This window comes from Nocardia sp. NPDC004260 (genome assembly GCF_053603155.1).
Genome location: NZ_JBSGEZ010000014.1, coordinates 56,069 through 80,032, shown reverse-complemented (window position 1 = coordinate 80,032; position 23,964 = coordinate 56,069). Strand labels below are relative to the sequence as shown.

Here is a 23,964-nt window from a genome sequence, read left to right as displayed (position 1 = left end):
TCTAGAACGTGTTCTATTGTTCGACAAGGGGTACGAGCCGATGCAATTGCGCGACATCGGGAACCGACACCAGCATCATCGTGACGCCCGCGGCCTCCCAGACCCGCAGCTGTTTGCGGACATGCTCCTCGTCTCCGATGATCGCGGTGTCCAGAATCAGCTCGTCCGGCACCGCCGCCGCGGCCTCCGCCTTCTTGCCCGACTGGAACAACTTGCCGATCTCGTCGACCTCGCGGTCGTACCCCATGCGCCGGTACACCTGGGCGTGGAAGTTCAACTCCGGCGCGCCCATGCCGCCGATGTAGAGCGCCATGATCCAGCGCATCCGCTCCAGCTCGCCCGCCGGGTCGTCGGTGATCACCACCTGACAACTCGCGGCGATCTCGAAGTCCTCCCTACTGCGCCGCGCGCCCGCCCGCGCGAAGCCCTCGTCGAGCCACTCGTCGTACATCCCGGCCAGCCGGGGCGCGTAGTAGATGGCCAGCCAGCCGTCGGCGATCTCGGCGGTGAGCGCCACGTTCTTCGGCCCCTCCGCGCCCAGCCAGATCGGCAAATCCGCACGTAGCGGATGGACGATCGGCTTCAGCGGCTTGCCGAGCCCGATCGAACCCGGCCCGGTGTAGGGCAGCGGGTAGTGCGGGCCGTCGCTGGTGACCGGCGCCTGCCTGGCCAGCACCTGGCGCACGATCCCGACGTACTCACGGGTGCGCTGCAACGGCTTGGCGAACGGCTGGCCATACCAGCCCTCCACCACCTGCGGACCCGAGACGCCCAAGCCGAGAATGGCGCGGCCACCGCTGAGATGGTCGAGGGTGAGCGCGTGCATGGCGGTCGCCGCCGGCGTGCGCGCCGACATCTGCACCACCGATGTGCCCAGGCGCACCCGCCGCGTGGCCGAACCCCACCAGGTGAGCGGACCGAAGGCGTCCGACCCCCATGACTCGGCGGCGAAGACAGCGTCGAACCCGGCTTCCTCGGCCGCCACCACCAGCTCCCCCGCGTTCGCGGGCGGCTGGGCCATCCAGTACCCGAGTTGCAATCCGAACTTCACGCCGGACCCCTTTCCGATCAACTGCTTGCCACCAGAGTTAGAACCTGTTCTACTCGATATCGTGACTCAGGGGAATACTGCATCCACGGCAATCGCTGGTGGTAGCGGCACGGCATTGAACACGGGCGCCGTGCCCGAGGTACTCAGCGCGCCCCTGCGGGTGCGTTTCGATTACACCCGCTCCGTCGGCACCACCATCGGAACCTTTCTGACCCGATTGCGCGACCACAAGATCGTCGGCGCGCGCGGGTCGGACGGCCGGGTGATCGTGCCGCCGCCGGAATACGATCCGATCACCGCCGAACCACTGACCGAGTTCGTCGACGTCGCCGACACCGGCACCGTCGAATCCTGGACCTGGGTGCGCGAGCCGCTGCCGGGCCAGCCGTTCGACCGCCCGTTCGCCTGGGCGCTGATCCGGTTGGACGGCGCGGACACGACGCTGCTGCACGCCGTCGACGTCGCCGCACCCGAGGACATCCGCAAAGGCTTACGGGTGACCGCCCGCTGGGCCGGGCAGACCGAGGGCAGCATTCGCGACATCCTCTGCTTCGAGCCGGGCGAGAAGGCTTCGGCACCGGTGGCGTCCGCCTCGGCCGATCCGGTCACCATGATCACGACGCCGGTCGACCTGTCCTACAAGCACACCGCCTCGCCGCAGGAGACCGTGTACCTGCGCGGACTCGCCGAAGGCAAGCTGATCGGCGCGCGCACCGACGCCGCGGGCAAGGTGTACTTCCCGCCGCGCGGCGCGAATCCGACCGACGGCAGGCCGACCGACGAGTTCATCGAACTATCCGATCACGGCACCGTGACCACCTTCTGCATCGTCAATGTGCCGTTCATGGGCCAGCGGATCAAGCCGCCCTACGTCGCGGCCTACGTGCTGCTGGACGGCGCGGACATCCCGGTGCTGCACCTGGTGCTCGGCTGCGACGCGAGCGAGGTGCGTATGGGCATGCGGGTGCAGGCGGTGTGGAAGCCGCGCGAGGAGTGGGGCTACGGACTGGAGAACGTGGACCACTTCCGTCCCTCCGGCGAGCCGGACGCCGACTACGAGACCTATAAGCACCACCTCTGAGAGAGGCGCACGTTGACTGACAACGCCACCGACATCGCGGTCGTGGGCTTCGCCCACGCGCCGCACGTGCCGGAGACCTTCGGCACCACCAACGGTGTCGAGATGCTGGTGCCCTGCTTCCAGCAGCTCTACGACCGACTCGGCATCACCAAGTCCGATATCGACTTCTGGTGCTCCGGCTCGTCCGATTACCTTGCCGGACGGGCCTTCTCGTTCATCTCGGCGATCGACGCCATCGGCGCGGTGCCGCCGATCAACGAATCGCACGTGGAGATGGACGCCGCATGGGCGCTGTACGAGGCGTGGGTGAAACTGCGCTCCGGGCAGGCGACGACGGCGCTGGTGTACGGCTTCGGCAAGTCCTCCGCGGGCACGCAGCGCCAGGTGCTCACCATGCAGCTGGACCCCTACCTGGTCGCGCCGCTGTGGCCGGACGCCTGGTCCATCGCCGGCCTGCAGGCGCGCGCCGGTCTGGACGCGGGTCGCTGGACCGAGCGCGACATGGCGGCCGTCGTGGCAGGCGACGGTGATGCCGACAGCCTGCTCGACCAGCCCTACGTCGCGGATCCGCTGCGCGCGCACGACATCGCGCCGATCACCGACGGCGCGGCCGCCATCGTGCTCGCCGTGGGCGACCGCGCCCGCGAACTGTGCGAACGCCCCGCGTGGATCACCGGCATGGCGCATCGGATCGATACTCCGGTGCTCGGTGCGCGTGACCTCACCGTCTCGCCTTCGACAGCCGCCGCGGCCCAGGCGGTCACCGGCGGCGACGTCAGTGGCTTCGACATCGCCGAGCTGCACGCGCCGTTCAGCCATCAGCAGCTGATCCTCGCCGAGGCGATCGGGCTGAAGAACGGCACGAAGGTTAATCCGTCCGGCGGCGCGCTCGCGGTCAACCCGATGTTCGCCGCGGGCCTGGAGCGCATCGGCTTCGCGGCCGAGGCGATCATCGCGGGCTCGGCGAATCGCGCCCTGGCGCACGCCACCAGCGGCCCCGCGCTCCAGCAGAACCTTGTGACCGTCTTGGGATCGGAGAACCGATGAGCTTGCCAGCTGCGGTGCTCGGCACCGGACAGACCCATCACGTGACGAAACGGACCGACGTCTCCATGTCGGGAATGTGCCGCGAGGCCATCGATCGCGCCCTCGCCGACGCCGGCCTCACCATCGCCGATATCGACGCGGTCGTGGTCGGCAAGGCGCCCGACGGGTTCGAGGGCGTCATGATGCCCGAGCTGTTCATGGCGGACGCGCTCGGCGCCACCGGCAAGCCACTGCTGCGGGTGCACACCGCCGGTTCCGTCGGCGGCTCCACCGGCATCGTCGCGACCAATCTGGTGCAGGCGGGTGTGCACAAGCGCGTGCTCGCGGTGGCGTGGGAGAAGCAGTCGGAGTCGAACGCCATGTGGGCGTTGTCGATTCCGGTGCCGTTCACCATGCCGGTCGGCGCGGGCGCGGGCGGATATTTCGCGCCGCACGTACGTTCCTACATCCGGCGCTCCAACGCCCCGGGCCACATCGGCGCCATGGTGGCGGTGAAGGATCGCCGCAACGGCGCCAAGAACCCGCTGGCCCACCTGAAGCAGCCCGACATCACGCTGGAATCGGTGCTCGCCTCGCAGATGCTGTGGGACCCGATCCGCTTCGACGAGACCTGCCCCTCGTCCGACGGCGCGTGCGCGATCGTGCTGGGCGACGCGGCCGCCGCCGAGGCGGTCGAGGCCACCGGCCGTAAGGTCGCCTGGGTGCACGGCACCGCGATGCGTACCGAGCCGACCACGTTCTCCGGGCGCGACCAGGTCAACCCGCAGGCGGGCCGCGACGCGGCCGCGGCGCTGTGGCAGGCGGCCGGCATCACCAACCCGCTCGAGGAGATCGACGTAGCGGAGATCTACGTCCCGTTCTCCTGGTTCGAACCGATGTGGCTGGAAAACCTCGGCTTCGTGCCGCAGGGCGACGGGTGGAAGCTCACCGACAAGGGCGAGACCGAGATCGGCGGCACCCTTCCGGTCAATCCGTCCGGCGGCGTGCTGTCGTCCAACCCGATCGGCGCCTCCGGGCTCATCCGGTTCGCCGAGGCCGCCAAGCAGGTCATGCAGCGGGCCGGGGACTATCAGGTCGAGGGCGCGCGCAAGGCGCTGGGCCACGCGTACGGCGGCGGTTCGCAGTACTTCTCGATGTGGGTGGTCGGATCGGAGCGGCGGTGACTCCGCTGAAGTTCACCGTCGGCATCGCGCTGAGTCCGCTGGACCAGCTGCCGGAGCTCGCGAAAGCCGCCGAAGAGTACGGCTTCTCGTCCATCGCCCTGCCGGATTCGTTGTTCTACATGAAGTCGGCGGCGGCGAAGTACCCCTACACCGCCGACGGCAGCCGGTTCTGGGGGCCGGACACCCCGTGGGTCGACCCGCTCATCGGCGCGGCCGCCATGGCGGCCGTCACCAACCGCATCCGCTTCTACACGAACGTGCTGAAGCTGGGTTCGCGCAATCCGCTGCTGCTGGCCCGGCAGGTCGGCTCGGTGGCGAACCTGTCGGGCAACCGCTTCGGTTTCGGCGTCGGTATCGGCTGGGCGCCGGAGGAGTTCGAGTGGTGCGGCGTGCCCTTCGCACGCCGCGGCGCGCGGGTGGACGAGATGATCGAGGTGATCAAGCTGGTGCTCGCCGGTGGCATGGTCGAGTACCACGGCGAGTTCTTCGACTTCGATCCGCTGCAGATCAGCCCGGCCCCGAGTGAGCCGGTGCCGTTCTATATCGGAGGGCACACCGACGCGGCATTGCGCCGCGCCGCGCGGGTCGGCGACGGCTGGACCTCGGCCATGATGACCTACGACGAACTCCGGAGCACCATCGGCAAGCTCGGCACGCTGCGCGCCGAGTACGGCCGGGCCGACGAGCCGTTCGAGATCCAGGCGGTGTGCGTCGATCGCTTCGGCCGGTCGGGCTATCAGGACCTCGCGGACGCGGGCGTCACCGACGCGATCGTGGTGCCCTGGCTGGCCGACGGCATCGGATTCGACGGTGAACTCGCCGCCAAGCAGGACTCGCTGCGCAAGTTCGCGCGACAGTACATTGCCGAACCCGTGCTCGCCGCGCGGTGAGACCCATCAACCGGTCGAAGGAGGCCGTATGACCACCGAGCATCCGGCCCGGGCCGCGGGCCTTGCGTCACAGGCCGCCGTGCGAGCACGGGACAAGCGTGCCTGGGTCGCGCTGTTCGCCGAGGACGGCATCGTGGAGGACCCCATCGGCCCGTCGGGCTTCGACCCGGAGGGCAGAGGCCACCGCGGCACGGAGGCCATCGCCGCGTTCTGGGACAAGGCGATCGCGAAGACCGATCTGATCGAATTCCTGTTCGGCGACTCGTTCGCCTGCGGCAACGAGGTCGCCTTCACCGGCACGATCCGCAGCACCCTCGGCGGGCACCGGATCGACGCCGACGGCGTGTTCACCTACCGGGTGAACCAGGACGGCAAGATCGCCGCCCTGCGCGCGTTCTGGGAGGTCGATCGCGCGATGAAGACCGCGCGGCCGGCCGACTGATGCCACGGCCTACGAAAGGGGTCCTCGCACCGAAGTGCGAGGACCCCTTTCTGTGTCTCAGTGCGCGACCGGGCAGGTCTTGTAGTCGACCGGGAACTCCTTGATCCCGTTGAGCCAGCCCGAACGCAGCCGCTTGGCGTCGGCGACCTTGGTGATGTCGGGCAGGTGGTCGGCGATAGCGTTGAAGATCAGGTCGATCTCCAGCCGGGCCAGGTTCGCCCCGATGCAGAAGTGCGCCCCGGTGCCGCCGAAGGCCAGGTGCGGGTTGTCCGCGCGCATGATGTCGAACTTCTCCGGCTGGTCGAAGACCTCTTCGTCGAAGTTGGCCGCGCGGTACAGCATGACCACCCGCTGGCCCTTCTTGATCTGCACGCCGCCGAGTTCGGTGTCCTCCAGCGCGGTCCGCTGGAACGAGGTGACCGGAGTGGCCCACCGGATGATCTCGTCGGCGGCCGTGGCGGGACGTTCCTTCTTGAACAGCTCCCACTGGTCCGGGTTCTCCAGGAACGCGATCATGCCGTGCGAGATGGCGTTGCGCGTCGTCTCGTTGCCCGCGACGGCGAGCATGATCACGAAGAAGCCGAACTCCTCTTCGGTGAGCTTGTCACCGTCGACATCGGCTTGGATCAGCGTCGTGACGATGTCGTCGGCCGGGCACTGCTTGCGCGCGGCCGCCATCTGGTAGGCGTAGCCAAGGATCTCCGCGGTAGCCGCGACCGGGTCGGCGGTGCTCTCCGGGTCGTCGTAGCCGGTCATGTCGTTGGACCAGGAGAAGACCTTCATCCGGTCTTCCTGCGGTACACCGATCAGCTCGGCGATGGCCTGTAGCGGCAGTTCGCACGCGATCTGGGTGACGAAGTCGCCGGAACCCGACTCGGCCGCCGCCTTCACGATGGACTCCGCACGGGCCGACAGCTCCGCGCGCAGGCCGTTGATGGCGCGCGGGGTGAAGCCGCGCGAGATGATCTTGCGCAGCTTGGTGTGCTCCGGCGCGTCCATGTTCAGTAGAACGATCCGTTGCAGCTCGATCTGCTCCCGGGTGATGTCGTCGTTGAACCGCGGGATGGCGGTGTTCTCGTAACTGGAGAACACATCGCTGCGCCGCGAGACCTCTTTGACGTCGGCGTGCTTGCTCACCACCCAGAAGCCGTCGTCGTGGAAGCCGCTGACGTCCGGGGACTGCGGGTTCCACCAGATCGGCGCCGTCCGGCGCAGTTCGGCGAACTCCTCGACCGGAACACGCTCGGCGTAGATGGCCGGGTCCGTGACGTCGAACCCGTCCGGAAGATTCGGCCGGGCATTCCCAGTGTCTACCACCAGATGTCTCCTTCGACAAACTGAAACACGTTCTATAATCATTGAAGCACAGGCGCGAGAACGAGGAAAGAAACCGGACAGATCCGCCCCTGACAAGTGCTATGAACGCGTTTCAGTTTTCTGTCCCATAAGGAAAGGTTGGACATGGGCACACCCGTGATCGTCGAGGCCGCACGGACCCCGATCGGCAAGCGCGGCGGCTGGCTGTCGGGCCTGCACGCGGCCGAACTGCTCGGCGCGGCCCAGCGCGGCCTGCTCGAGCGCGCACACCTGGACCCCGCTCAGGTCGAACAGGTCATCGGCGGCTGCGTCACCCAGGCGGGCGAGCAGTCCAACAACGTCACACGGGTCGCGTGGCTGCACGCGGGCCTGCCGTGGCAGGTCGGCGCCACCACGATCGACACCCAGTGCGGCTCCGCTCAGCAGGCCAATCATCTGATCGCGGGCCTGATCGCGGCCGGCGCCATCGACATCGGCATGGCCTGCGGCGTGGAGGCGATGAGCCGGGTTCCACTGGGCGCCAACGTCGGCGAGAACGCGGGGCCGCGCAGGCCCGCGTCGTGGAACATCGACCTGCCCAACCAGTTCGAGGCGGCCGAGCGAATCGCCAAGCGGCGCGGCATCACCCGCGCGGACGTGGACGCGTTCGGCGCACGCTCGCAGCGCTTGGCCGCGCAGGCGTGGGCAGAGGGCCGGTTCGATCGCGAGGTGCTCACCGTCACCGCCCCCGCGGCCGACAAAGAGGGCAACCTCACTGGCGAAAAGCTCGATGTGTCACGGGATCAGGGCCTGCGCGAGACCACCGTCGAAGGCCTGGCGAAGCTGAAGCCGGTCCTGGAGGGCGGCGTGCACACCGCCGGATCCTCCTCGCAGATCTCCGACGGCGCCGCCGCGGTGCTGCTGATGGACGAGAAGGCCGCGCAGCGAGCGGGTTTGCGTCCGCGGGCACGGATCGTCACGCAGGCGGTGGTCGGCGCGGAGCCGGAGTTCCACCTCGACGGCCCGGTGCAGGCGTGCACCAGGCTGCTGGAGCGGTCCGGCATGAATATCGGCGACATCGAGCTTTTCGAGATCAACGAAGCGTTCGCGTCGGTGGCACTTTCCTGGGCTTCTGTACACCGGCCGGACATGGATCGGGTTAATGTCAACGGCGGCGCCATCGCTCTCGGACATCCGGTCGGCTCCACCGGATCCCGCCTCATCACAACGGCTTTGCACGAACTGGAGCGCTCCGACCGCAGCACCGCAATGGTTCTCATGTGCGCCGGTGGCGCACTCGCGACAGGAACGATCATCGAACGTTTGTAGTTTCAACCATTTCATGCGCGTTGGTTGAACATTCATCCCCTAGGGGCGCAAACGTGTCGTACGCCACACAAACCCATGTACCGCCGAGTCCATGAGATGTCAGCTATCTTGCGGCTATCAAGACCCCTTGCGTAGAGACCGCAGCGACGGGCCAGAACCGGTTCGTACCGCGGCTTCTCGAGAGGCCTTGGCGTGACCCGCAAACGCGACCGTCCCAGTGCCTTCGCCGCCTTCCGACCTAGAAGCTTCAAGGAAATCCGGAATCAGGCGTAGGTTTTCAGTTACTGAGCCGCTAATATCAATGATACGTATCCGAGATAACGACTGTTAGTACAGCGAAGGGAATTGGGCGGCTCACAATGGCTGATTTCGCGGCGCGGCTGAACAAGCTGTTCGAAACCGTGCATCCCCCGGGGCGTAAGCCGCACACCAACGCGGAGGTTGCGGCGGCGCTGACGGCCTCCGGACATCCGATCTCGAAACCGTACCTGTCGCAGTTGCGGTCGGGACAACGGACGAACCCGTCCGATGAGACGGTGGCCGCCCTGGCGAAGTTCTTCAAAGTCAAGCCGGACTACTTCTTCAACGACATCTATGCCGCCAAGATCGATCACGATCTGGAGCTGCTGTCCCAGCTGCAAGGCTATGGACTGCGACGGCTGTCGAGTAGAGCGTTCGACTTGTCCGAAGAATCACAGAACCTCCTCACATCCATGGCGGAGAAGTTGCGGGCAAGCGAGGGCTTGCCCGAAATTCCTCCGGATGGAACCGAATAGGTTCTTCTGCACGGCAGCACAGTGCGACCCATCGGGTCGCACTGTGCTGTGTTTTGCGCGCGCGTAAGCGGGCGAAGCACGCAACCGGCGTGCGGTCGTGCCCAGAGAAATTGGGGCGCGACCGCAGGCCGGTTAGTGCCGCCCTCCCTATGATGTGCTTACATATGCACTTTCGGTGCGGTTCGCCGGCAGTCGTTCATGTCGAAGAGGATTCCCGGTCCAACCGGTCTGTCCGAATAGTCCGACCGTTCGGCTATTGCGCCCGATTGATCGTATTTGCGCGAGGTCGATCAATTTCGAGCGCAGCCGGGCGCGGTGGTCCGATAGGCGCGCGAGACGCGCCTGCACGCTCCGCCCGGACTAAAGCCTTCGGACGGAGCAATCCACCGCACTCACCCGGTCACCGCGGCGAGCAGGCTCGCGACCTTCCACGCGGGACGAGCCCAGGCCGGACTGCCGGTCGCGAGCCGGGCCGCGCGGCGGATCCGATCCACGGCCGGCACCGCGAGCGCCACGATGCCCGCCATGTAGAGCGCGATGGCACGGCCGACCCGCTGCCGAGCACAATGCCCAGGCCGGACGACCCGGCGGCCGCCGAACCCGCTGCGGCCGAACCTGTTTCAGCGGTCGGCCGGGCAGGGGCCGCACCGACCTCCGACCGCTGCCCCGGCACGGCCAGCGGAAGCCAGGGATCGGCGCTGTCGTAGGGCGGCGGCTCGGGATCCGGCGCGCACGATGGGCGGGAAAGTGGCACGTGGGCGGAAACCGTGCCGCCGCGCAGAGCGGGGCCCGCGACGGCGCCGGACGCTGCCTGCACACGGAACGCGCGACCTACTCTCATGCGCCGAGCCTTCCCCTCATCAGTCGAAGCGCAGTTCTGTGCCCGGTCGCCACTCTCACACGGGACTTTCCGAACGGACGGGTGCCCATACTAGACCCCGGTCCGCCAACGCGCCCGTTGAAGGGCCGAGGCCGCTCAGGCGCCGTATACCGGCTCCGGCGGAGTCGCTTTGGCGATCAGGTCGGCCACGACTGGTCCGAGCTCGGCCGGATCCCAGCGGGCGCCGCGGTCGGCGGGCTCACCGTGCCGCCAGCCGTCGGCCAGCGCCACCTTGCCGCCTTCCACCTCGAAGACCCGCCCCGTCACCGCCGCCGACTGCGCACTGCCCAGCCATACGACCAGCGGAGACACATTCTCCGGCGCCATCGCGTCGAAGCCGCTTTCCGGCGCCGCCATCATGTCCGCGAACACCGTCTCGGTCATCCTGGTGCGCGCGGACGGGGCGATCGCGTTCACCGTCACGCCGTAGCGGGCGAATTCGGCGGCGGCGGTCAGCGTCAGGCCCGCGATACCGGCCTTGGCCGCACCGTAATTGCTCTGTCCGACGCTGCCCTGCAGACCGGCGCCGGAGCTGGTGTTGATAATCCGTCCGTCGACCGGGCGGCCCGCCTTGGCCTCCGCACGCCAATATTCGATCGCGTGCCGCATGGTCGCGAAGTGGCCTTTCAAGTGCACGCGCACCACCGCGTCCCACTCCTCCTCGCCCAGGTTGACCAACATCCGGTCGCGCACGAAACCGGCGTTGTTGACCAGCACGTCCAGCTTGCCGAAGTTGTCGACGGCCTGGCGGACGAGCCTGCGAGCGCCTTCCCAGTCGGCGACGTCGTCGCCGTTGGCCACCGCCCGGCCGCCCAGCGCCTCGATCTCGGCGACCACCTGCGCGGCGGGCGTTTCCGCGGTGGCCGCGCCGTCCAGGGTCGAACCGATGTCGTTGACCACCACGCTGGCGCCCGCCGCGGCGAAAGCGAGGGCGTGCGCGCGGCCGATGCCCCGGCCCGCGCCGGTGACGATGACGACGCGCCCGGCGCAGATCTGCTCGGTGTCCATATGTGTCCTTCTTCGTGTGCGGTCTTGTTCAGGACTGCTGATCGGCATTGGAAGCGGCGAGGAAGGCGGGCCGTTCACCGCCGCCGTGCACCAGCAGGGTCGCGCCGCTGACGTATGCGGCCAGCGGCGAGGCCAGGAAGACGGCGCAGCGGCCGACGTCGTCGGGCCGGGCCATGCGACCCAGAGGAATGGTCCGGCCCACCGCGTCGACGCCGTCCTGATCGCCGTAGTGCAGTCGGCTCAGCTCGGTGTCGACCGGTCCCACCACCAGCGAGTTCACCCGAACCTTCGGCGCCCACTCGACGGCGAGCGAGCCGGTGAGACTGTCCACGCCCGCTTTCGCCGCGCCGTAGGCGGCGGTGCCCGGCGACGGACGGTGCCCGCTGACGCTGGAGATGTTCACGATGGAGCCGCCCTCGTCCTGCCGCTGCATCACCGCGTTGGCGGCCTGCGCCAGCAGCAGCGGAGCGAGCAGGTTCAGCTCGACGATCTTGGTGTGGAACTTCTTGCCGGCCTCGGCGGCGAGTGCGAACGGAGCGCCGCCCGCGTTGTTCACCAGATGGTCGAGGCGGCCGTGGCGCTCGGTGATCGTGTCGATCAGGGCGCGCACCGCGTCCTCGTCCCGCACATCGCACGGCACGTAGTCGATCGCGCGGCCGTCGACTTCGACGGGCGCGTCAGCCGGTCGCCGCGCACAGGCCACGACGGTGGCCCCGGCGGCAAGGAACGCCTTGCTCACGCCCGCGCCCACACCGCGCACACCGCCCGTCACCAGAACGACGCGGCCGGACAGATCGATTTCGAGTGGCACCGTGCTAACCTACCAAGCAACTGCTTGCTTTGCCAATGCGTTCACACAGGATGGGACTTGCCATGGGGATCAACCGCCACTCCGAATCGACCGGAATCAGCGTGGTCACGGTCGACTATCCGCCGGTCAACGCCATCCCCACGGACGGTTGGTTCGCCATCGCCGACGAAGTGCGCGCGGCGGGCCGCGACCCGGACACCAAGGTGGTGGTGCTGCGCGCGGAGAACCGCGGTTTCAACGCGGGTGTGGACATCAAGGAGATCCAGAGCAAGCCCGGCCATCAGGCGCTCATCGACGCCAATCACGGCTGCTTCGAGGCGTTCGCGGCGGTGTACGAGTGCCAGGTGCCGGTGATCGCGGTGGTGCAGGGCTTCTGCCTCGGCGGCGGCATCGGCCTGGTGGGCAACGCGGATGTCGTGATCGCCTCCGACGACGCGACCTTCGGGCTGCCCGAGGTCGACCGCGGCGCGCTCGGCGCGGCCACCCACCTCGCCCGGCTGGTACCGCAGCACTTGATGCGCGCGCTGTTCTACACCGCGAGCACGATCACCGCCCAGCAGCTGCACCACTACGGCTCGGTGTACCAGGTGGTGCCGCGCGCCGAACTCGACGCCGCCGCCTTGGAGCTGGCCAAGAACATCGCGGCCAAGGACGGCCGGGTGATCCGGGCGGCCAAGCGGGCGCTGAACGGCATCGACGTGCAGGACGTGCACCACAGCTACCGGTACGAGCAGGGATTCACCTTCGAACTCAACCTCGCCGGCGTCGCCGACGAGATCCGCGCCCGGTTCGACGACGACCTCGCGGCGCGCAAGAGCGGACAGTGAGAGAGGAATTATCCATGCGAGACAAGCGGATGTCGCTCGACGAGGTCGTCGGCGAGCTGCGCAGCGGGATGACCATCGGCATCGGCGGCTGGGGGTCGCGGCGCAAGCCGATGGCGCTGGTGCGAGCCATTCTGCGTTCGGACCTCACGGACCTGACCGTGGTCGGCTACGGCGGGCCCGATCTCGGGCTGTTGTGTTCGGCGGGGAAGGTGCGTAAGGCGTACTACGGCTTCGTATCGCTGGATTCGGCGCCGTTCTATGACCCGTGGTTCGCCAAGGCGCGCACCTCGGGTGCGCTGGTCGCCCGCGAGATGGACGAAGGCATGCTCAAGTGCGGGCTGGAGGCCGCGGCGGCGCGACTGCCGTTCCTGCCGATCCGCGCCGGGCTCGGCTCGGACGTCCCGCACTTCTGGGAGGGCGAGCTGAAGACGATCGAATCGCCCTATCCCGTCGATGGCACGCCGGAGACCCTGACCGCCATGCCCGCGCTGAATCTCGACGCGGCGCTGGTGCACCTGAACCTCGGCGACGCGCACGGCAACGCCGCCTACACCGGCGTCGACCCCTACTTCGACGATCTGTTCTGTCTGGCGGCGCAGCGCCGCTACGTCTCGGTCGAGCGCGTCGTGGAGACCGACGAACTGGTGAAAACCGTTCCGCTGCAATCGCTGCTGCTCAACCGCATGATGGTGGACGGCGTGGTCGAGGCACCCGGCGGCGCGCACTTCACCCTGGCGGCCGACGACTACGGCCGGGACGAGAAGTTCCAGAAGCACTACGTCGAGTCCGCGAAGACGCCGGAGTCGTGGCAGCGGTTCGTCGACACCTATCTGACCGGCTCCGAGGAGCAATACCAGGCCGCCGTCCGCCGATTCGCCGAGGAGGCGTGATGACCAGCACCGAAACCGTCACCCGCGCCGAGATCTGCGCCATCGCCTGCGCGGAGATCTTCAGCGGCGCGGGTGAGATCATGGCCAGCCCCATGTCGCCGATGTCCATCATCGGCGCGCGGCTGGCCAAGCTCACCACCGAACCGGATCTGCTGCTGTCCGACGGCGAGGCGCTGCTGTTCGCCGAGACTCCCCCGCTGGGCGGCAAAGCGCCGATCGAAGGTTGGATCCCGTTCCGGAGAGTCTTCGACGTGGTGGCGTCCGGGCGCAGGCACGTGGTGATGGGCGCCAATCAGATCGACCGGTTCGGCAACCAGAACCTTTCGGCGTTCGGCTCGTTGCAGCAGCCGACCCGGCAGATGTTCGGTGTGCGTGGCGCGCCGGGCAACACGATCAATCACGCCACCAGCTACTGGGTCGCGCGGCACACCAAGCGCGTGTTCACCGAGAAGGTCGACATCGTCTCCGGGGTGGGCTACGACAAGGTCGACGCGGCCGACCCGGCATACCGCTTCCATCACCTGCACCGCGTGGTGACCAATCTGGGCGTCTTCGATTTCGAAGGCCCCGGGCACACCATGCGCGCCCGCAGCCTGCATCCCGGCGTCACCGCCGACGAGGTAGCGGAGAACACCTCGTTCGAGATCGCCGGGCTCGGGGAGGCGGGCGAGACGCGGCAGCCGACCGCCGAGGAGCTGCGGTTGATCCGTGAGGTGCTCGACCCCAGAAAGATTCGCGAAACCGAGGTCCCGTCATGAGCCCGCGCTTGCGTACCCCGCTGACCGAACTGGTCGGCATCGAACACCCGATCGTGCAGACCGGCATGGGCTGGGTCGCGGGCCCGAGCCTGGTGTCGGCCACCGCCGAAGCCGGTGGGCTCGGCATCCTCGCCTCCGCCACCATGACCTTCGCCGAGCTCGAGGCGGCCATCGCGAAGACCAAGGCGCACACCGCAAAACCGTTCGGCGTGAACATCCGCGCCGACGCCGCGGACGCGCCGGAACGCATCGATCTGCTGATCCGGGAGCAGGTGGCGGTCGCGTCGTTCGCGCTCGCGCCGAAACAGGACCTGATCGCGAAACTGAAAGACGCCGGAGTGGTGGTCATTCCGTCGATCGGCGCGGCGAAGCACGCGGTCAAAGTCGCATCGTGGGGCGCCGACGCCGTGATCGTGCAGGGCGGCGAGGGCGGCGGGCACACCGGCCCGGTGGCCACCACCCTGCTGCTGCCCTCGGTGCTGGACGCGGTGGACATCCCCGTGGTCGCCGCGGGCGGATTCTTCGATGGGCGCGGCCTGGCCGCCGCCCTGGCCTACGGCGCGGCGGGCGTCGCGATGGGCACCCGGTTCCTGCTCACCCAGGAGAGCACCGTCCCCGATGCGGTCAAGCAGGAGTACCTGCGGCGACAGCTCCAGGACACGGTGGTGTCGCTCAAAGTCGACGGCATGCCGCACCGCGTCCTGAACACCGAACTGGTGCAGCGGCTGGAGCATTCGGGCCGCTGGCGCGGTCTCACCGCCGCGGTGGGCAACGCGGCCCGGTTCAAGAGCATGACCGGCATGAAGTGGTCCACGATGGTCCGCGACGGCTTAGCCATGCGAAAGACCAAGGATCTCAGCTGGTCTCAGGTCGTCATGGCCGCGAACACGCCGATGCTCCTGCGCGCCGGATTGGTCGAGGGCAACACCCAGGCGGGCGTACTCGCGGCGGGACAGGTCACGGGGATCATCGACGATCTGCCCACGTGCAAGGAACTGATCGATCGGATCGTCACCGACGCGGTGGAGCGGATCGAGATGATCGCGGCGCTGGCCCGGGACAAGCAATCGGCGGGGACAGGGTCGGACTGAGGGATGGCGGCCGCCGGTTCAGCCCGGGGCCGCCCCACCCGTGTCCAGATCGAAAGGACCGACGCATCGGGCGACGGCCCGCATATCCGGCCGGGTGAACCGGGCCATGATCGCGGGGGCGGCCGGTCGCCCGCAGGCAGCGATAACGACAGATTTGCCCATACTCTATATGGTCCCCGCAATGGCGTCTTACGCTGGACTTACAACGAACTAACGAGGTTCGCCTGTCGATCGCCAGTCGCCATGAGACAGGCGAACCGTCAGGCTCGACCACCATCCCCTCGACTCGAGCGGAGGCCGCGATGCCCGCGACGAACGAGATCTCCGTGCACAGTACCGCTTTCGACCATGGCGACCCGATTCCGGCGGTTTACACCTGCGAAGGCAGGAACGAACCGCCGCCGCTGAACTGGACGGTTCCCCCGAGAGCCGTCACCTCGGCGCTGATCGTGGACGACCCGGACGCCCCGAGCGGCCTGTTCACACATTGGGTGGTCAGCAATATCCCGCCGACGACCACGTCCAGTGCGGAGGGGGAGACACCCGCGGGTGGAGTGGTCAGCCTCAACAGCGCGAACCGCGCCGAATACTTCGGACCGTGCCCACCCGCGGGCACCGGCGTCCACCATTACCGATTCATCGTCTACGCGCTCTCGCGCCCCGTAGAGGTAGACGCGCGAACGTCAGCCGACGACGCGAGGTCCGCGATCGTCGACGCGAGCATCGGAGACGGTCAGCTCGTCGGCACCTACACCGTCGACTAACGAAAAGCCCTGGACAGCGGACCAGGAGTGCAAGCGGATCGCTTGTCGGTGCGCCGCGGGAACACGCCGGATCGAAATATGGAAAGGACTGTGGCACAGACCATTATCAAACGATGTCATCGGACGAGCGGACCGGAAGGAAAAGTCGTAAACCGACCAAACCCGCCTCGTTCGTGGCCCAAACGAAACCGTCCTCCGACGACCATCACGATGTGGTCTACTTCCAGCGCCGGGCAGACGGAACGATTCCCGGCCGTGACTACCTTCGGGCGCTACCAGCCGGGGTACGGGCGAAGTTCAACGCACGACTGATCGCCGTCGCCAAAGCGCCGCCGAAAAGGTTCGCCGGGGGCGGCTACTGGGAGGCCATGCACGGCAACATGACCGGATGGTTCGAGTTCCGCTGCGATGGTCCCGATCGCACCCACCACCGTCTCTACTGCCGACTGGACTACGAAGCCGAGGGAGTCGACAAGCCGCTGCTGGTCATCATCACCGGGCTGAGTAAACCGTTTCGGACGACCCTTTCCGACCGCGACTACGCCCGCGTTCGCGCGCTGGGGGCCGAGTACTTCGCAGAGAATCCGCGCTCGATCGCCTAGCGGCGATCGAACTGCTCCACCGCGTCCTTCAGTTCTGCGAGGTCGTCCGCTCTGCCGGTCACCAGAGCGGTCGACAGGGCTTTGCCACCTGACCCACTCAGCGGCTCCAGCCTCAACCTGAAACCCAGGGCAGCTGCCAGCTCCGACACCGTGCGCAGTGTGGGGTTCACCGCCTTAGCACTGAGCAGACGCCGTGCTGCCGCCGGTTCGATTGCGGCAGCACGCGCGAGCTCCGCCTTCGACAAGCTGGCTGCGGCCCGTGCGTCGTCGAGTGCGTTGATGATCGCGTCAACAGTCTTGACTCGAATGGATTCCAAGACGAACTCGCGGAGAAACTCAGGATCCTGCAGGTCATCCCCCAGGTCATCCCAGAACAGGCTCTCCCCACTCATCGCCGTTCACCTCCTCCATATCCAGTCGACCGTACCATATATGTTACACCTCAGGAATGGCTCGCCGGTCCGCCCCATCCCGCCGCACCACATGCGAAGGCCTGGGCGTGAAAGGCAGCCATAGCGCCGACCGCTGACGCTGGGCCAGATCAGCGATCTCCGCCTTCGATCAGCGCGAGAAGTCCACAGCGGACGCATATATGCCTGGCGCGGAAGGCCCGGACGCCGACCGCCAGACGCCGCGTTGGAGAGCGCGGAATTCGGCCGCTCACCCGGTCACTATCGGCGCGGGTTCAGATAGTGCGCGGGGGCCAGATCGACATCAGCAGGGGTAGCCAGCTGCCCGTTGGGGGCAGATAGCTGCCGGTCGGCGGCAACCAGTGGAACATGGGAACTCTCCCGTCGGGTCGAACGTCGTCAGGAATCCGTGCGTTACTGGGGCGGCGGGCAGCCCGGCTGGTCGGGGCCCTGCGGCTGACCCGGCGGCGGGCAATGCGGATCCTGCGGTTGCGCGGGAGCGGGCGGACGCTGATCGGCCCCGGATCGGCGCTCGCCATACCGGTCCCGATGCCTGCCAGCCCGACCACAACGCCGGCAGCGACAACGGTCTTCGCCAGCGTCGACTTGATGCTCATTCGAATCCTCTCTTCGATGGGTGCCGGTCCGAATTCCCGGCTTCCGGACCGGCGAGAGAATCCTCGAGGAGCAACGTTGGTGTGAGCTAGGCCGTGTCTATGTGTTCGCTGTGAACCGGGCCCGCTCTCTTGCGCCGAGTTGGCCGGATACTCAGCCGGTGGCTTCGTCGGCCAGGCGTTGCAGGTAGGCGGCGAACCGGCGGCGGTCCGGTTCGCCCCAGGTGGCGGTGAGCTGGTCGAAGCAGCGGCGTTGCCAGTCGCGGGATGCGGCGAGGAGCCGGTGTCCGGCCTCGGTGAGGCGCAAGACCACGCGGCGGCGGTCGTGCGCGATCTGCCGCTCGATCTGCGGGCCCTGCAATCAAGAGAAGTACTGGAACATCCCCCGAATCGCCTCCGTCATCAAGGCCGCCGCTGATGCCGCCCCGAAGGTCCAACGCCACCTCACGAGATTCCGCGCCAATGACAGCATCGTCCGAGCGCTACTCGCGGTAACCGCGGCCGACCTCGGCAACAATGAGGTCGCAGACTCGGTCGCGGCGTTCAGAGCCTCGACACTCCGATCGCCTACGCGCTGGACCGTGTGCGTGATCAGGTCCGCGAGCGCGTCGGCGACGAGGTGGACCACTGGATCCGGTACAGCACCGCGAACCGCTTCCGCGACACGCAGGCGTGGCGGCAGCCGAGCTCGAATCCGATCGGGCTGTACGTCCATGAGCTGCGATACGTCAACAGCAAGGTCCGGCTGACCGGGGGGCTGGAGGGCACGTTCACCGCCCACATTGAGGAGGATGTCGACGACCGCGAATGGTGGGAACCGCATACGACGAGCAGATACGCCGACTTCGACTTCACCGGTGAGTTCTCCGCCACCTTCTCACGGGAGGGGATCACCGACGCCTCGGTCTACGTCTCCGAGCCGACCGAGAACCAGTGGCAGTACCTCGACGGTGATGAGGACGGCGTCGTGGCTGCGGACTCGGGCGAGCACCGCCGGCATCCGCGACGGCGCCGCGGAGCCGGGGAGACGTCCACGACGACGACGTCGAGGCCATCGAGCAGGATCGCGGCCACCGCCAGCGGATCCGAGCCGGGGTCGGGGATGTGCGCCAGCCGCGCCAGGTTCCCGCTCATCTCGGCGACCGCCGGCATATGTGAATTTTGTTGTGATGGAACCGCTCAGGGCCCGAGTGCGTCCAATGAATCGACTGCCTTATTCGCAGGTCGGGGGTGTCTCGTGCTCGGGGGTGACACAGAATCCGGTTCCGGGGTGGGCAAGTCGATTCGTGTTTCGACGAAAGAGGGGGATATCCCATGAAGGTTCGCAATGACCCATCAGCCGCGCCGACGAGCCGAGTCGGTCGAACGCTTCTCTTCGCAGCGGCACTCACGATCGCTATGATCGCGGGCGTGCTGGCCTCCGGTTCCGCACAAGCCACGTATCAGCCGTGTACCAACTACAGAGTCACGACCCAGTGGGGCAGAGTTGAAGTCGACACCAGGCCGAGGGACGGGGACCCCATCGGCAACATCGCTTGGGCCATGTTCCTCAACAACATCGGCGACGTCCCCGGCAGGTACGACTACCAGATCTTGGTCAACGGCAGGGTCATCGAGACGGATAACAGGTTCAAGGACGACAATTTTCACATGACAATCCCCCGATATTTGGATGGGCATCACCGGTACGAGTCGGGGGATGAAATCCAGGTCATCGCCTCCCACGCCGCTGGCAAGAACCTGTACGTGACCCCCATCAACCGCTGCACAGTCCCCTACACGGCAGGATAGCTCTATGGGTCAGGAGATTTCGAGGCGAGGCGCCGACCTGCTGGCGGCCGACATCGAGTCGGCTCTCGGTTTCGAGGTACACATCGATGAAACGATCCCCGAGCGTCTTCGCCGCCTGCCCGATCCACCGGGATGGCGGATCGAATTCATCGTCCCGGCCTTGAGCGTCGTGGTTGGCACCACCCCCGTCGAGCGCACGCCCAACGGTGTGGCGTGCAGACTGGCCCGGGAAGTTCACGACGACGTCCTGTCCCGTAGTGGAAAGATCTGGCCCGCCGACCCTGCGGGTGGGGATCAGCCGTTGCTCCCCACTCTCGACGGATGGCGTGGCCCGGGCGGCTCGATACCGTTCGGACAGGTCAAGGCGGCGAAGGATCCCGATCCGGGCCTCGACGGTGTGGTCCGCTGGTGGCTGCCCGACACCTACGAGGGACTCATCGCCAGCCACTCCGGCGACGTGTGGTTCTCCCTCTGGCAGTACCAGGGCGACGAACAACTCATCACACCGGGCATGCCGGTGACATGGGTCATCGGCGAAGGCCGACACGGAAAATACAGCAAGGCAAGCGAAGTCCGGCCAGCTCAGCCGTAGTATTCGGCCTCGAATCCCGAAGCTGTCAGGCAGTGTGCCGTGCCGGGTGTGTTCGGTCGGTGTGCTGCCGACGGAAAGGGCGCCCGACCAGAGGGAACGAGGCTCTACCGCCCGGATCTGGCGGGCTCACGCGATCGTCGCAACACTCTCGATTCGAGAGGTTGCGGCGCTCGCGTTGTTTCGGAGAGTGTGGGGTTCTTCGGTGATCAGCTGGTCGGCCGATGTGTCCGGGGCTACGGCTATTGCCTACATCGCGATGCTGGAATGGGAAGCAGCCCGTGGGAGGGCAGGGCGGGGACAGCGTTTCTTCTGCGCCGGACCGCGCCTGCGTGTCCGTTATGTGAATGACTGTGCGACGGTTGTGTTTCGGATAGGTTGTGCGGGTTCACCGGCCCTGGTTCGAACGTGACACCACTGCCTTCGCTGGCCGCGGTGAAATCGGCACGCCGCGAATACATCCCGCAAGTAATCGACCGAGTTGCCCGCGGACGCCGCGTCCTCGCTGGAACCAGCCGCTGCGAGATGTCCCTCGACGTACGACCGCGTGACCCCTTCGTCGCCTCACCCCGGCGGCGACTGTTGCGACCCTGTGAACCGCCCAGTAGCGTCGATCCCAGCTTGCAGGGGGCGGAGGAGCCGGTCCGGCCCCTTTCGATGCGTTACGGCACCGGCGGTGAGGAACCGATGACGAGCTGGGGGAAGCTGTTACGCGGTGCCGCGCTCGCGACCGGCGTCGCTCTTGTGGTCGTTGGGTGCGGTGAGTCGTCGGAGACACCCACGCCGACCACGACTACTGCTGCGGCCGCGCCCACCCCGTCGGCCTCGAGGTCGAGCGACCCCGACGCCGCTCTGTGGGATCCGTGCACATTGCCGGAATCGGCGGTCTCGGGCACCGGTCTCAATCAGGTGACGAAAGAGAAAGATGTCGCGGGGGTCGATTTCACCGGCTGGAAGGTCTGTGGCTGGCAGGCAGCGGCGCGCTGGTACGACCTGGGGGTCCTCTCCGGAGCTTTCGCCTTGGATGAAGTTCGTCAGCGCCAAGACAAGGAGGCGTTCACACCCCTGACCGTGGGCTCACACCGCGCTCTGCAGTACCTGGATGTGGGCGACAGCAAGCGGCTCAAATGTAGCGTCGCGGTCGAAAATGTCCATGGAACGGTAATTTTCAAGGTGACGACGCGTTACTCGATCGGAAAGCAAGGCGAGCCTTGTCAGGAGGCAGGTCGTCACGCTGACGACTTGGTGCGCTATCTGCCTACGAATTGAGGAGGCGAGATGACCATCGGGGTCGATACCGCGGAGTGGCGCAGGCTGCTGGACCAGGCGAACGCTGGCACTCTGCTGCTGCATCCCGACGTCGGCAGGGGTCTGGACAAGGCTTGTGACGATTACCTCGATCGTCTCGACGGCATCATGCGGATGACCGACCGGATCGTTGATGTCAGCGGGTTCGGCCCGTTTCCCTCCGGGGTCGCACTGCGAGAGAAGTTCAGCCTGAAATCAACCGGCACCGACCAATCCTTGGACGCCGTCCTCATGCAGCACATCGACGCGGTGAAGATCGCGAAAGAGGTCGTCGCCAAAGCGATCGCGAACTTCGTCGAGCTGGACCAGTCGAGAGCCGATCAGTTCACCGGCTTGGACGCGCAACCATGACCTACGAGGAGTACCGCGCTCGTATCATCGCCGCGCAGGAGCAGTGGAATCGGGAGCGCGACACGATCTACGACTTCACCAACCGGTTGGGCACGTCGTTTCAAGGGGAATACGAACCGCCGCGCATTCCGGGGCCGGACAACTACGACAGCATGACGTTGGCGCAGATGGTGGACGCCGTGAGCGCGATGCGGCCGGGTACGGTGCGCGAGGCGTCGGAGGCATGGCTGAACATCGGGATGAATCTGACCGGTGCGATTCAGGCGTTCAACGAGCAGTTCGGCCGCACCGTAACCGGGGACGGCACGAATCCGGGCTGGACCGGGCAATCCGGGAAAGCGGCGGCGGACGCGGTGACGAACTACCGGAATCAGTCGGGGAATCTGGCGGATGCCGCGTGTCTGGTGAGTTTCAAGCTGTCGGAGATGCACACCGGTCTCGAGCAGACGCAGGCGTTGCTGCCGCAGGCCACCGAACGCCCGGACCTGAGGGATAAGACGTTGCCCCAGGACGGCGTCATGAAGGCGGGCGATTACACCGAAGAGGAGGCCACGCAGGAAGCGCGGAGGATTCTGCGCACGGTGTACGGCCAAGTAGCGAATCAGACCGACCACGGTGTGCCCGTCCTGCCGACTGCTCCACAGATCGTGGCAGATCCCGGGCAGCCGGGTATCTCGTCACCTGGCGCTCCGAATACGTCCGCACCGCAGGCTGATACCGAGTCCGGCCAACCCGAAGCCACGAAACCGGAGACCACCGAGCAGTCCGACGGCGACCCACGACAGTCGCCCGAGACCGAACCCGCCACCACGCCTCAGGCAGCCACCCCGGCGAGTGTGGACCAGTCGACCGGCGTGCAGCCGACCGCGTCGAACACGCCGTCGACGACACCGAGCAGCACCACTACGCCGAGCCCGAATATCACCACCGCTCCGGCGACGCCGGGTCGGCCCGGGACGACGAGCCCGAATACACCCGGGCGTCCCGGCACCCCCGTCGTATCCGGTGCACCGAACATCACCGGAACTCCTGCACCAGGCCGCAACGTCCCGGCCGGTCCGCAGCAGCCGAACGCGCTTCCGGCGGCCACGGCGACCGGAGCACAGACGGCGCGAACCGGCACGGCCGGAACGAGCGGCATCGCCCCGGGGATGGGGTCTCGCGGCAAGGACGACGAACGCGAGATATCGGGCGTAAAAGACTATTTGATCAACCAGCACAACGGCGAGGAACTCACCGGTCTGGATTCCTTGCCGAAGGCCGTTCCCCCGGTCATCGGAGAGAACCCGCATGGCTGACTGGCGCTTCACCGGGCAGGAATTCGAAATCCTCTGGTCCGCCTATGGTCGCGACCGTCTGCCGTACCCGCTGCAATACCGGCCGGAAGAGATGGATTTCGCCGATCTGAAGCGTCAACGCGAGGAAGCGGTGGACGCGCTGCTCGGGCGATACGCCGTCGACCTGGAACGGGCGCTCGACGTATTGCTGGAGCCTGAGGTACGGGTCGAGTCCAAAGGAATGGGCGGCCCGGACATGTCGACCGTGTTCCGTTTCCACGGCGTGGTACGCGGGCAGATGGGCGCGACCCTGGTCCAGCTCCCCGGCCACGCACCGGATACCGGCGGTGACGTAATCGTGAGTTATTGCGCCGCAGCGCGGGTCGCCGCCAAAGCGGTGGCCGCGCTGCCGAAGATGCCTGCGGGCACGCATCCGCCGATCGAAGTGCGCCGCGAAGAAGTGGCCGCCGACCGGGAACGGCCGGTACGCAAGCCGTACGAGGTCGGCACCATGGCGCGGCTGGATCAGATCTTCAAGCGGGAACGCCTCGGGCTGGGCGAAGTCACGGTGTTCGCCGGCCCGGCCGTCGACGCCCGCGCGAGTTTCGGGCGCGGGTTCTGGTGGATGGACTACACGGATGGCCGCTACTACGTGAAAACCGGCGACCCCATCGTCGCCAAACCGCTCGCGGCCGCCGCCATGGCTGCCGAGATCAACCGCCTCACCGTGCTGACCCAGCGTTACTACCGCGAGGACCGCGAACACGACGAATACCTGCGCTCGCGACGATAAGGACCGCGCGAATGGCGGGTCCACCGCAGCCGTGGCGCCATCAAGGATGGTTCATCTCAGGGCCAGTCGGACCACGAGGTGCGATCCGACCGACCCTGGCCTGTCGCCATCCACGACCCACGAAC

Annotated in this window: 28 protein-coding genes; 19 read left to right on the top strand and 9 right to left on the bottom strand. The window is 67.1% G+C overall.

The features are described from left to right. Positions 1-13 precede the first annotated feature (13 nt). Entirely contained in the window at positions 14-1,051 is a 1,038-nt protein-coding gene (locus tag ACWEO7_RS11045; protein WP_452422665.1) for an LLM class F420-dependent oxidoreductase, read from the bottom strand. Between the two features lie 130 nt (positions 1,052-1,181). Here ACWEO7_RS11045 and ACWEO7_RS11040 point away from each other — a divergent pair, with 130 nt between their 5' ends. From ACWEO7_RS11040 to ACWEO7_RS11020, 5 genes are read left to right on the top strand one after another with little or no spacing between them, the layout of a single operon-like run. Further along, positions 1,182-2,132, top strand: a complete 951-nt coding sequence (locus tag ACWEO7_RS11040) for a Zn-ribbon domain-containing OB-fold protein (RefSeq protein WP_452422664.1) — start codon at positions 1,182-1,184, stop codon at positions 2,130-2,132. 12 nt (positions 2,133-2,144) lie between these two features. Then, positions 2,145-3,179 carry a thiolase domain-containing protein gene (locus tag ACWEO7_RS11035; RefSeq protein WP_452422662.1) on the top strand — a complete coding sequence of 345 codons (1,035 nt, stop codon included), beginning with the start codon at positions 2,145-2,147 and terminating at the stop codon, positions 3,177-3,179. Beyond that, the gene (locus ACWEO7_RS11030; protein WP_452422660.1) at positions 3,176-4,342 is read left to right on the top strand and encodes a thiolase domain-containing protein; all 1,167 of its coding nucleotides are present in this window, start codon (positions 3,176-3,178) and stop codon (positions 4,340-4,342) included. Before ACWEO7_RS11035 ends, ACWEO7_RS11030 begins: the two co-directional genes overlap by 4 nt. A 5-nt stretch (positions 4,343-4,347) precedes the next feature. Continuing rightward, positions 4,348-5,232, top strand: coding sequence for a TIGR03619 family F420-dependent LLM class oxidoreductase (locus ACWEO7_RS11025; RefSeq protein ID WP_452422741.1), 885 nt, complete (start codon positions 4,348-4,350; stop codon positions 5,230-5,232). A 28-nt stretch (positions 5,233-5,260) separates the two neighbouring features. Further along, positions 5,261-5,674, top strand: a complete 414-nt coding sequence (locus tag ACWEO7_RS11020; protein WP_452422658.1) for a nuclear transport factor 2 family protein — start codon at positions 5,261-5,263, stop codon at positions 5,672-5,674. Between the two features lie 57 nt (positions 5,675-5,731). Here ACWEO7_RS11020 and ACWEO7_RS11015 read toward each other — a convergent pair whose 3' ends face one another. After that, positions 5,732-7,033 (bottom strand): cytochrome P450, encoded by a 1,302-nt coding sequence (locus ACWEO7_RS11015; RefSeq protein WP_452422657.1) that lies wholly within the window; start codon positions 7,031-7,033, stop codon positions 5,732-5,734. A 102-nt stretch (positions 7,034-7,135) separates the two neighbouring features. Between ACWEO7_RS11015 and ACWEO7_RS11010 the strand changes: the two genes are divergently transcribed. Both ACWEO7_RS11010 and ACWEO7_RS11005 read left to right on the top strand, forming a co-directional pair. Beyond that, complete coding sequence (locus tag ACWEO7_RS11010) at positions 7,136-8,299, top strand: steroid 3-ketoacyl-CoA thiolase (protein WP_452422655.1); 1,164 nt, start codon at positions 7,136-7,138, stop codon at positions 8,297-8,299. A 359-nt stretch (positions 8,300-8,658) separates the two neighbouring features. Beyond that, on the top strand, positions 8,659-9,075 hold the full coding sequence (locus tag ACWEO7_RS11005; protein WP_011207048.1) for a helix-turn-helix domain-containing protein: 417 nt from the start codon (positions 8,659-8,661) through the stop codon (positions 9,073-9,075). A 392-nt stretch (positions 9,076-9,467) separates the two neighbouring features. Here ACWEO7_RS11005 and ACWEO7_RS11000 read toward each other — a convergent pair whose 3' ends face one another. From ACWEO7_RS11000 to ACWEO7_RS10990, 3 genes are all read right to left on the bottom strand, one after another. Then, positions 9,468-9,602, bottom strand: coding sequence for a hypothetical protein (locus ACWEO7_RS11000; protein WP_452422653.1), 135 nt, complete (start codon positions 9,600-9,602; stop codon positions 9,468-9,470). Between the two features lie 449 nt (positions 9,603-10,051). Next, on the bottom strand, positions 10,052-10,963 hold the full coding sequence (locus ACWEO7_RS10995) for an SDR family oxidoreductase (protein WP_452422651.1): 912 nt from the start codon (positions 10,961-10,963) through the stop codon (positions 10,052-10,054). 28 nt (positions 10,964-10,991) lie between these two features. Further along, a complete protein-coding gene (locus ACWEO7_RS10990; protein WP_452422649.1) occupies positions 10,992-11,774 on the bottom strand; it encodes an SDR family oxidoreductase in 783 nt (260 codons plus the stop codon). 62 nt (positions 11,775-11,836) lie between these two features. On the opposite strand from ACWEO7_RS10990, the gene ACWEO7_RS10985 reads away from it, so the two are divergent. The 6 genes from ACWEO7_RS10985 to ACWEO7_RS10960 all read left to right on the top strand — a co-directional run bounded on the left by ACWEO7_RS10985 (position 11,837) and on the right by ACWEO7_RS10960 (position 16,706). Then, positions 11,837-12,601 (top strand): enoyl-CoA hydratase family protein, encoded by a 765-nt coding sequence (locus ACWEO7_RS10985; RefSeq protein WP_452422647.1) that lies wholly within the window; start codon positions 11,837-11,839, stop codon positions 12,599-12,601. 14 nt (positions 12,602-12,615) lie between these two features. Then, entirely contained in the window at positions 12,616-13,491 is an 876-nt protein-coding gene (locus ACWEO7_RS10980; RefSeq protein ID WP_452422646.1) for a CoA transferase subunit A, read from the top strand. Then, the gene (locus tag ACWEO7_RS10975) at positions 13,491-14,249 is read left to right on the top strand and encodes a CoA-transferase subunit beta (RefSeq protein WP_452422644.1); all 759 of its coding nucleotides are present in this window, start codon (positions 13,491-13,493) and stop codon (positions 14,247-14,249) included. The genes ACWEO7_RS10980 and ACWEO7_RS10975 overlap by 1 nt, the downstream gene beginning before the upstream one ends. Further along, a complete protein-coding gene (locus ACWEO7_RS10970) occupies positions 14,246-15,340 on the top strand; it encodes an NAD(P)H-dependent flavin oxidoreductase (RefSeq protein ID WP_452422642.1) in 1,095 nt (364 codons plus the stop codon). Before ACWEO7_RS10975 ends, ACWEO7_RS10970 begins: the two co-directional genes overlap by 4 nt. Positions 15,341-15,642: 302 nt before the next feature. Beyond that, positions 15,643-16,104, top strand: coding sequence for a YbhB/YbcL family Raf kinase inhibitor-like protein (locus ACWEO7_RS10965; RefSeq protein ID WP_452422640.1), 462 nt, complete (start codon positions 15,643-15,645; stop codon positions 16,102-16,104). Between the two features lie 113 nt (positions 16,105-16,217). After that, positions 16,218-16,706, top strand: coding sequence for a hypothetical protein (locus ACWEO7_RS10960; protein WP_452422639.1), 489 nt, complete (start codon positions 16,218-16,220; stop codon positions 16,704-16,706). Here the strand turns inward: ACWEO7_RS10960 and ACWEO7_RS10955 are convergent. The 4 genes from ACWEO7_RS10955 to ACWEO7_RS10940 all read right to left on the bottom strand — a co-directional run bounded on the left by ACWEO7_RS10955 (position 16,703) and on the right by ACWEO7_RS10940 (position 18,882). Continuing rightward, positions 16,703-17,098, bottom strand: a complete 396-nt coding sequence (locus ACWEO7_RS10955; protein ID WP_450019892.1) for an XRE family transcriptional regulator — start codon at positions 17,096-17,098, stop codon at positions 16,703-16,705. The genes ACWEO7_RS10960 and ACWEO7_RS10955 overlap by 4 nt on opposite strands. Before the next feature lie 293 nt (positions 17,099-17,391). After that, positions 17,392-17,733, bottom strand: coding sequence for a hypothetical protein (locus ACWEO7_RS10950; protein WP_452422637.1), 342 nt, complete (start codon positions 17,731-17,733; stop codon positions 17,392-17,394). A 151-nt stretch (positions 17,734-17,884) separates the two neighbouring features. Continuing rightward, positions 17,885-18,091, bottom strand: coding sequence for a hypothetical protein (locus tag ACWEO7_RS10945; protein WP_452422636.1), 207 nt, complete (start codon positions 18,089-18,091; stop codon positions 17,885-17,887). 545 nt (positions 18,092-18,636) lie between these two features. Beyond that, the gene (locus ACWEO7_RS10940) at positions 18,637-18,882 is read right to left on the bottom strand and encodes a hypothetical protein (protein WP_452422634.1); all 246 of its coding nucleotides are present in this window, start codon (positions 18,880-18,882) and stop codon (positions 18,637-18,639) included. A gap of 162 nt (positions 18,883-19,044) precedes the next feature. On the opposite strand from ACWEO7_RS10940, the gene ACWEO7_RS10935 reads away from it, so the two are divergent. The 6 genes from ACWEO7_RS10935 (at position 19,045) to ACWEO7_RS10910 (ending at position 23,839) form a co-directional block, all read left to right on the top strand. Further along, a complete protein-coding gene (locus ACWEO7_RS10935; RefSeq protein WP_452422632.1) occupies positions 19,045-19,521 on the top strand; it encodes a hypothetical protein in 477 nt (158 codons plus the stop codon). Between the two features lie 4 nt (positions 19,522-19,525). Then, positions 19,526-20,113: a hypothetical protein gene (locus ACWEO7_RS10930; protein ID WP_452422630.1), complete on the top strand. Its 588-nt coding sequence runs from the start codon at positions 19,526-19,528 to the stop codon at positions 20,111-20,113. 654 nt (positions 20,114-20,767) lie between these two features. Beyond that, positions 20,768-21,379 carry a DUF3558 domain-containing protein gene (locus ACWEO7_RS10925; RefSeq protein ID WP_452422628.1) on the top strand — a complete coding sequence of 204 codons (612 nt, stop codon included), beginning with the start codon at positions 20,768-20,770 and terminating at the stop codon, positions 21,377-21,379. 9 nt (positions 21,380-21,388) lie between these two features. Next, the gene (locus ACWEO7_RS10920) at positions 21,389-21,769 is read left to right on the top strand and encodes a hypothetical protein (protein WP_452422626.1); all 381 of its coding nucleotides are present in this window, start codon (positions 21,389-21,391) and stop codon (positions 21,767-21,769) included. Then, on the top strand, positions 21,766-23,067 hold the full coding sequence (locus ACWEO7_RS10915; protein WP_452422624.1) for a hypothetical protein: 1,302 nt from the start codon (positions 21,766-21,768) through the stop codon (positions 23,065-23,067). Before ACWEO7_RS10920 ends, ACWEO7_RS10915 begins: the two co-directional genes overlap by 4 nt. Then, positions 23,060-23,839 (top strand): ESX secretion-associated protein EspG, encoded by a 780-nt coding sequence (locus ACWEO7_RS10910; RefSeq protein ID WP_452422623.1) that lies wholly within the window; start codon positions 23,060-23,062, stop codon positions 23,837-23,839. The genes ACWEO7_RS10915 and ACWEO7_RS10910 overlap by 8 nt, the downstream gene beginning before the upstream one ends. Positions 23,840-23,964 lie beyond the last annotated feature (125 nt).

Coding starts and splice junctions, on each gene's coding strand:
- ACWEO7_RS11030 (WP_452422660.1), top strand. CDS start 3,176: ATGAGCTTGCCAGCTGCGGTGCTCGGCACCGGACAGACCCATCACGTG.
- ACWEO7_RS11020 (WP_452422658.1), top strand. CDS start 5,261: ATGACCACCGAGCATCCGGCCCGGGCCGCGGGCCTTGCGTCACAGGCC.
- ACWEO7_RS11015 (WP_452422657.1), bottom strand. CDS start 7,033: ATGATTATAGAACGTGTTTCAGTTTGTCGAAGGAGACATCTGGTGGTA.
- ACWEO7_RS11010 (WP_452422655.1), top strand. CDS start 7,136: ATGGGCACACCCGTGATCGTCGAGGCCGCACGGACCCCGATCGGCAAG.
- ACWEO7_RS11005 (WP_011207048.1), top strand. CDS start 8,659: ATGGCTGATTTCGCGGCGCGGCTGAACAAGCTGTTCGAAACCGTGCAT.
- ACWEO7_RS11000 (WP_452422653.1), bottom strand. CDS start 9,602: ATGGCGGGCATCGTGGCGCTCGCGGTGCCGGCCGTGGATCGGATCCGC.
- ACWEO7_RS10995 (WP_452422651.1), bottom strand. CDS start 10,963: ATGGACACCGAGCAGATCTGCGCCGGGCGCGTCGTCATCGTCACCGGC.
- ACWEO7_RS10985 (WP_452422647.1), top strand. CDS start 11,837: ATGGGGATCAACCGCCACTCCGAATCGACCGGAATCAGCGTGGTCACG.
- ACWEO7_RS10980 (WP_452422646.1), top strand. CDS start 12,616: ATGCGAGACAAGCGGATGTCGCTCGACGAGGTCGTCGGCGAGCTGCGC.
- ACWEO7_RS10975 (WP_452422644.1), top strand. CDS start 13,491: ATGACCAGCACCGAAACCGTCACCCGCGCCGAGATCTGCGCCATCGCC.
- ACWEO7_RS10970 (WP_452422642.1), top strand. CDS start 14,246: ATGAGCCCGCGCTTGCGTACCCCGCTGACCGAACTGGTCGGCATCGAA.
- ACWEO7_RS10965 (WP_452422640.1), top strand. CDS start 15,643: ATGCCCGCGACGAACGAGATCTCCGTGCACAGTACCGCTTTCGACCAT.
- ACWEO7_RS10960 (WP_452422639.1), top strand. CDS start 16,218: ATGTCATCGGACGAGCGGACCGGAAGGAAAAGTCGTAAACCGACCAAA.
- ACWEO7_RS10955 (WP_450019892.1), bottom strand. CDS start 17,098: ATGAGTGGGGAGAGCCTGTTCTGGGATGACCTGGGGGATGACCTGCAG.
- ACWEO7_RS10950 (WP_452422637.1), bottom strand. CDS start 17,733: ATGAGCATCAAGTCGACGCTGGCGAAGACCGTTGTCGCTGCCGGCGTT.
- ACWEO7_RS10940 (WP_452422634.1), bottom strand. CDS start 18,882: ATGCCGGCGGTCGCCGAGATGAGCGGGAACCTGGCGCGGCTGGCGCAC.
- ACWEO7_RS10935 (WP_452422632.1), top strand. CDS start 19,045: ATGAAGGTTCGCAATGACCCATCAGCCGCGCCGACGAGCCGAGTCGGT.
- ACWEO7_RS10930 (WP_452422630.1), top strand. CDS start 19,526: ATGGGTCAGGAGATTTCGAGGCGAGGCGCCGACCTGCTGGCGGCCGAC.
- ACWEO7_RS10925 (WP_452422628.1), top strand. CDS start 20,768: ATGCGTTACGGCACCGGCGGTGAGGAACCGATGACGAGCTGGGGGAAG.
- ACWEO7_RS10920 (WP_452422626.1), top strand. CDS start 21,389: ATGACCATCGGGGTCGATACCGCGGAGTGGCGCAGGCTGCTGGACCAG.
- ACWEO7_RS10915 (WP_452422624.1), top strand. CDS start 21,766: ATGACCTACGAGGAGTACCGCGCTCGTATCATCGCCGCGCAGGAGCAG.
- ACWEO7_RS10910 (WP_452422623.1), top strand. CDS start 23,060: ATGGCTGACTGGCGCTTCACCGGGCAGGAATTCGAAATCCTCTGGTCC.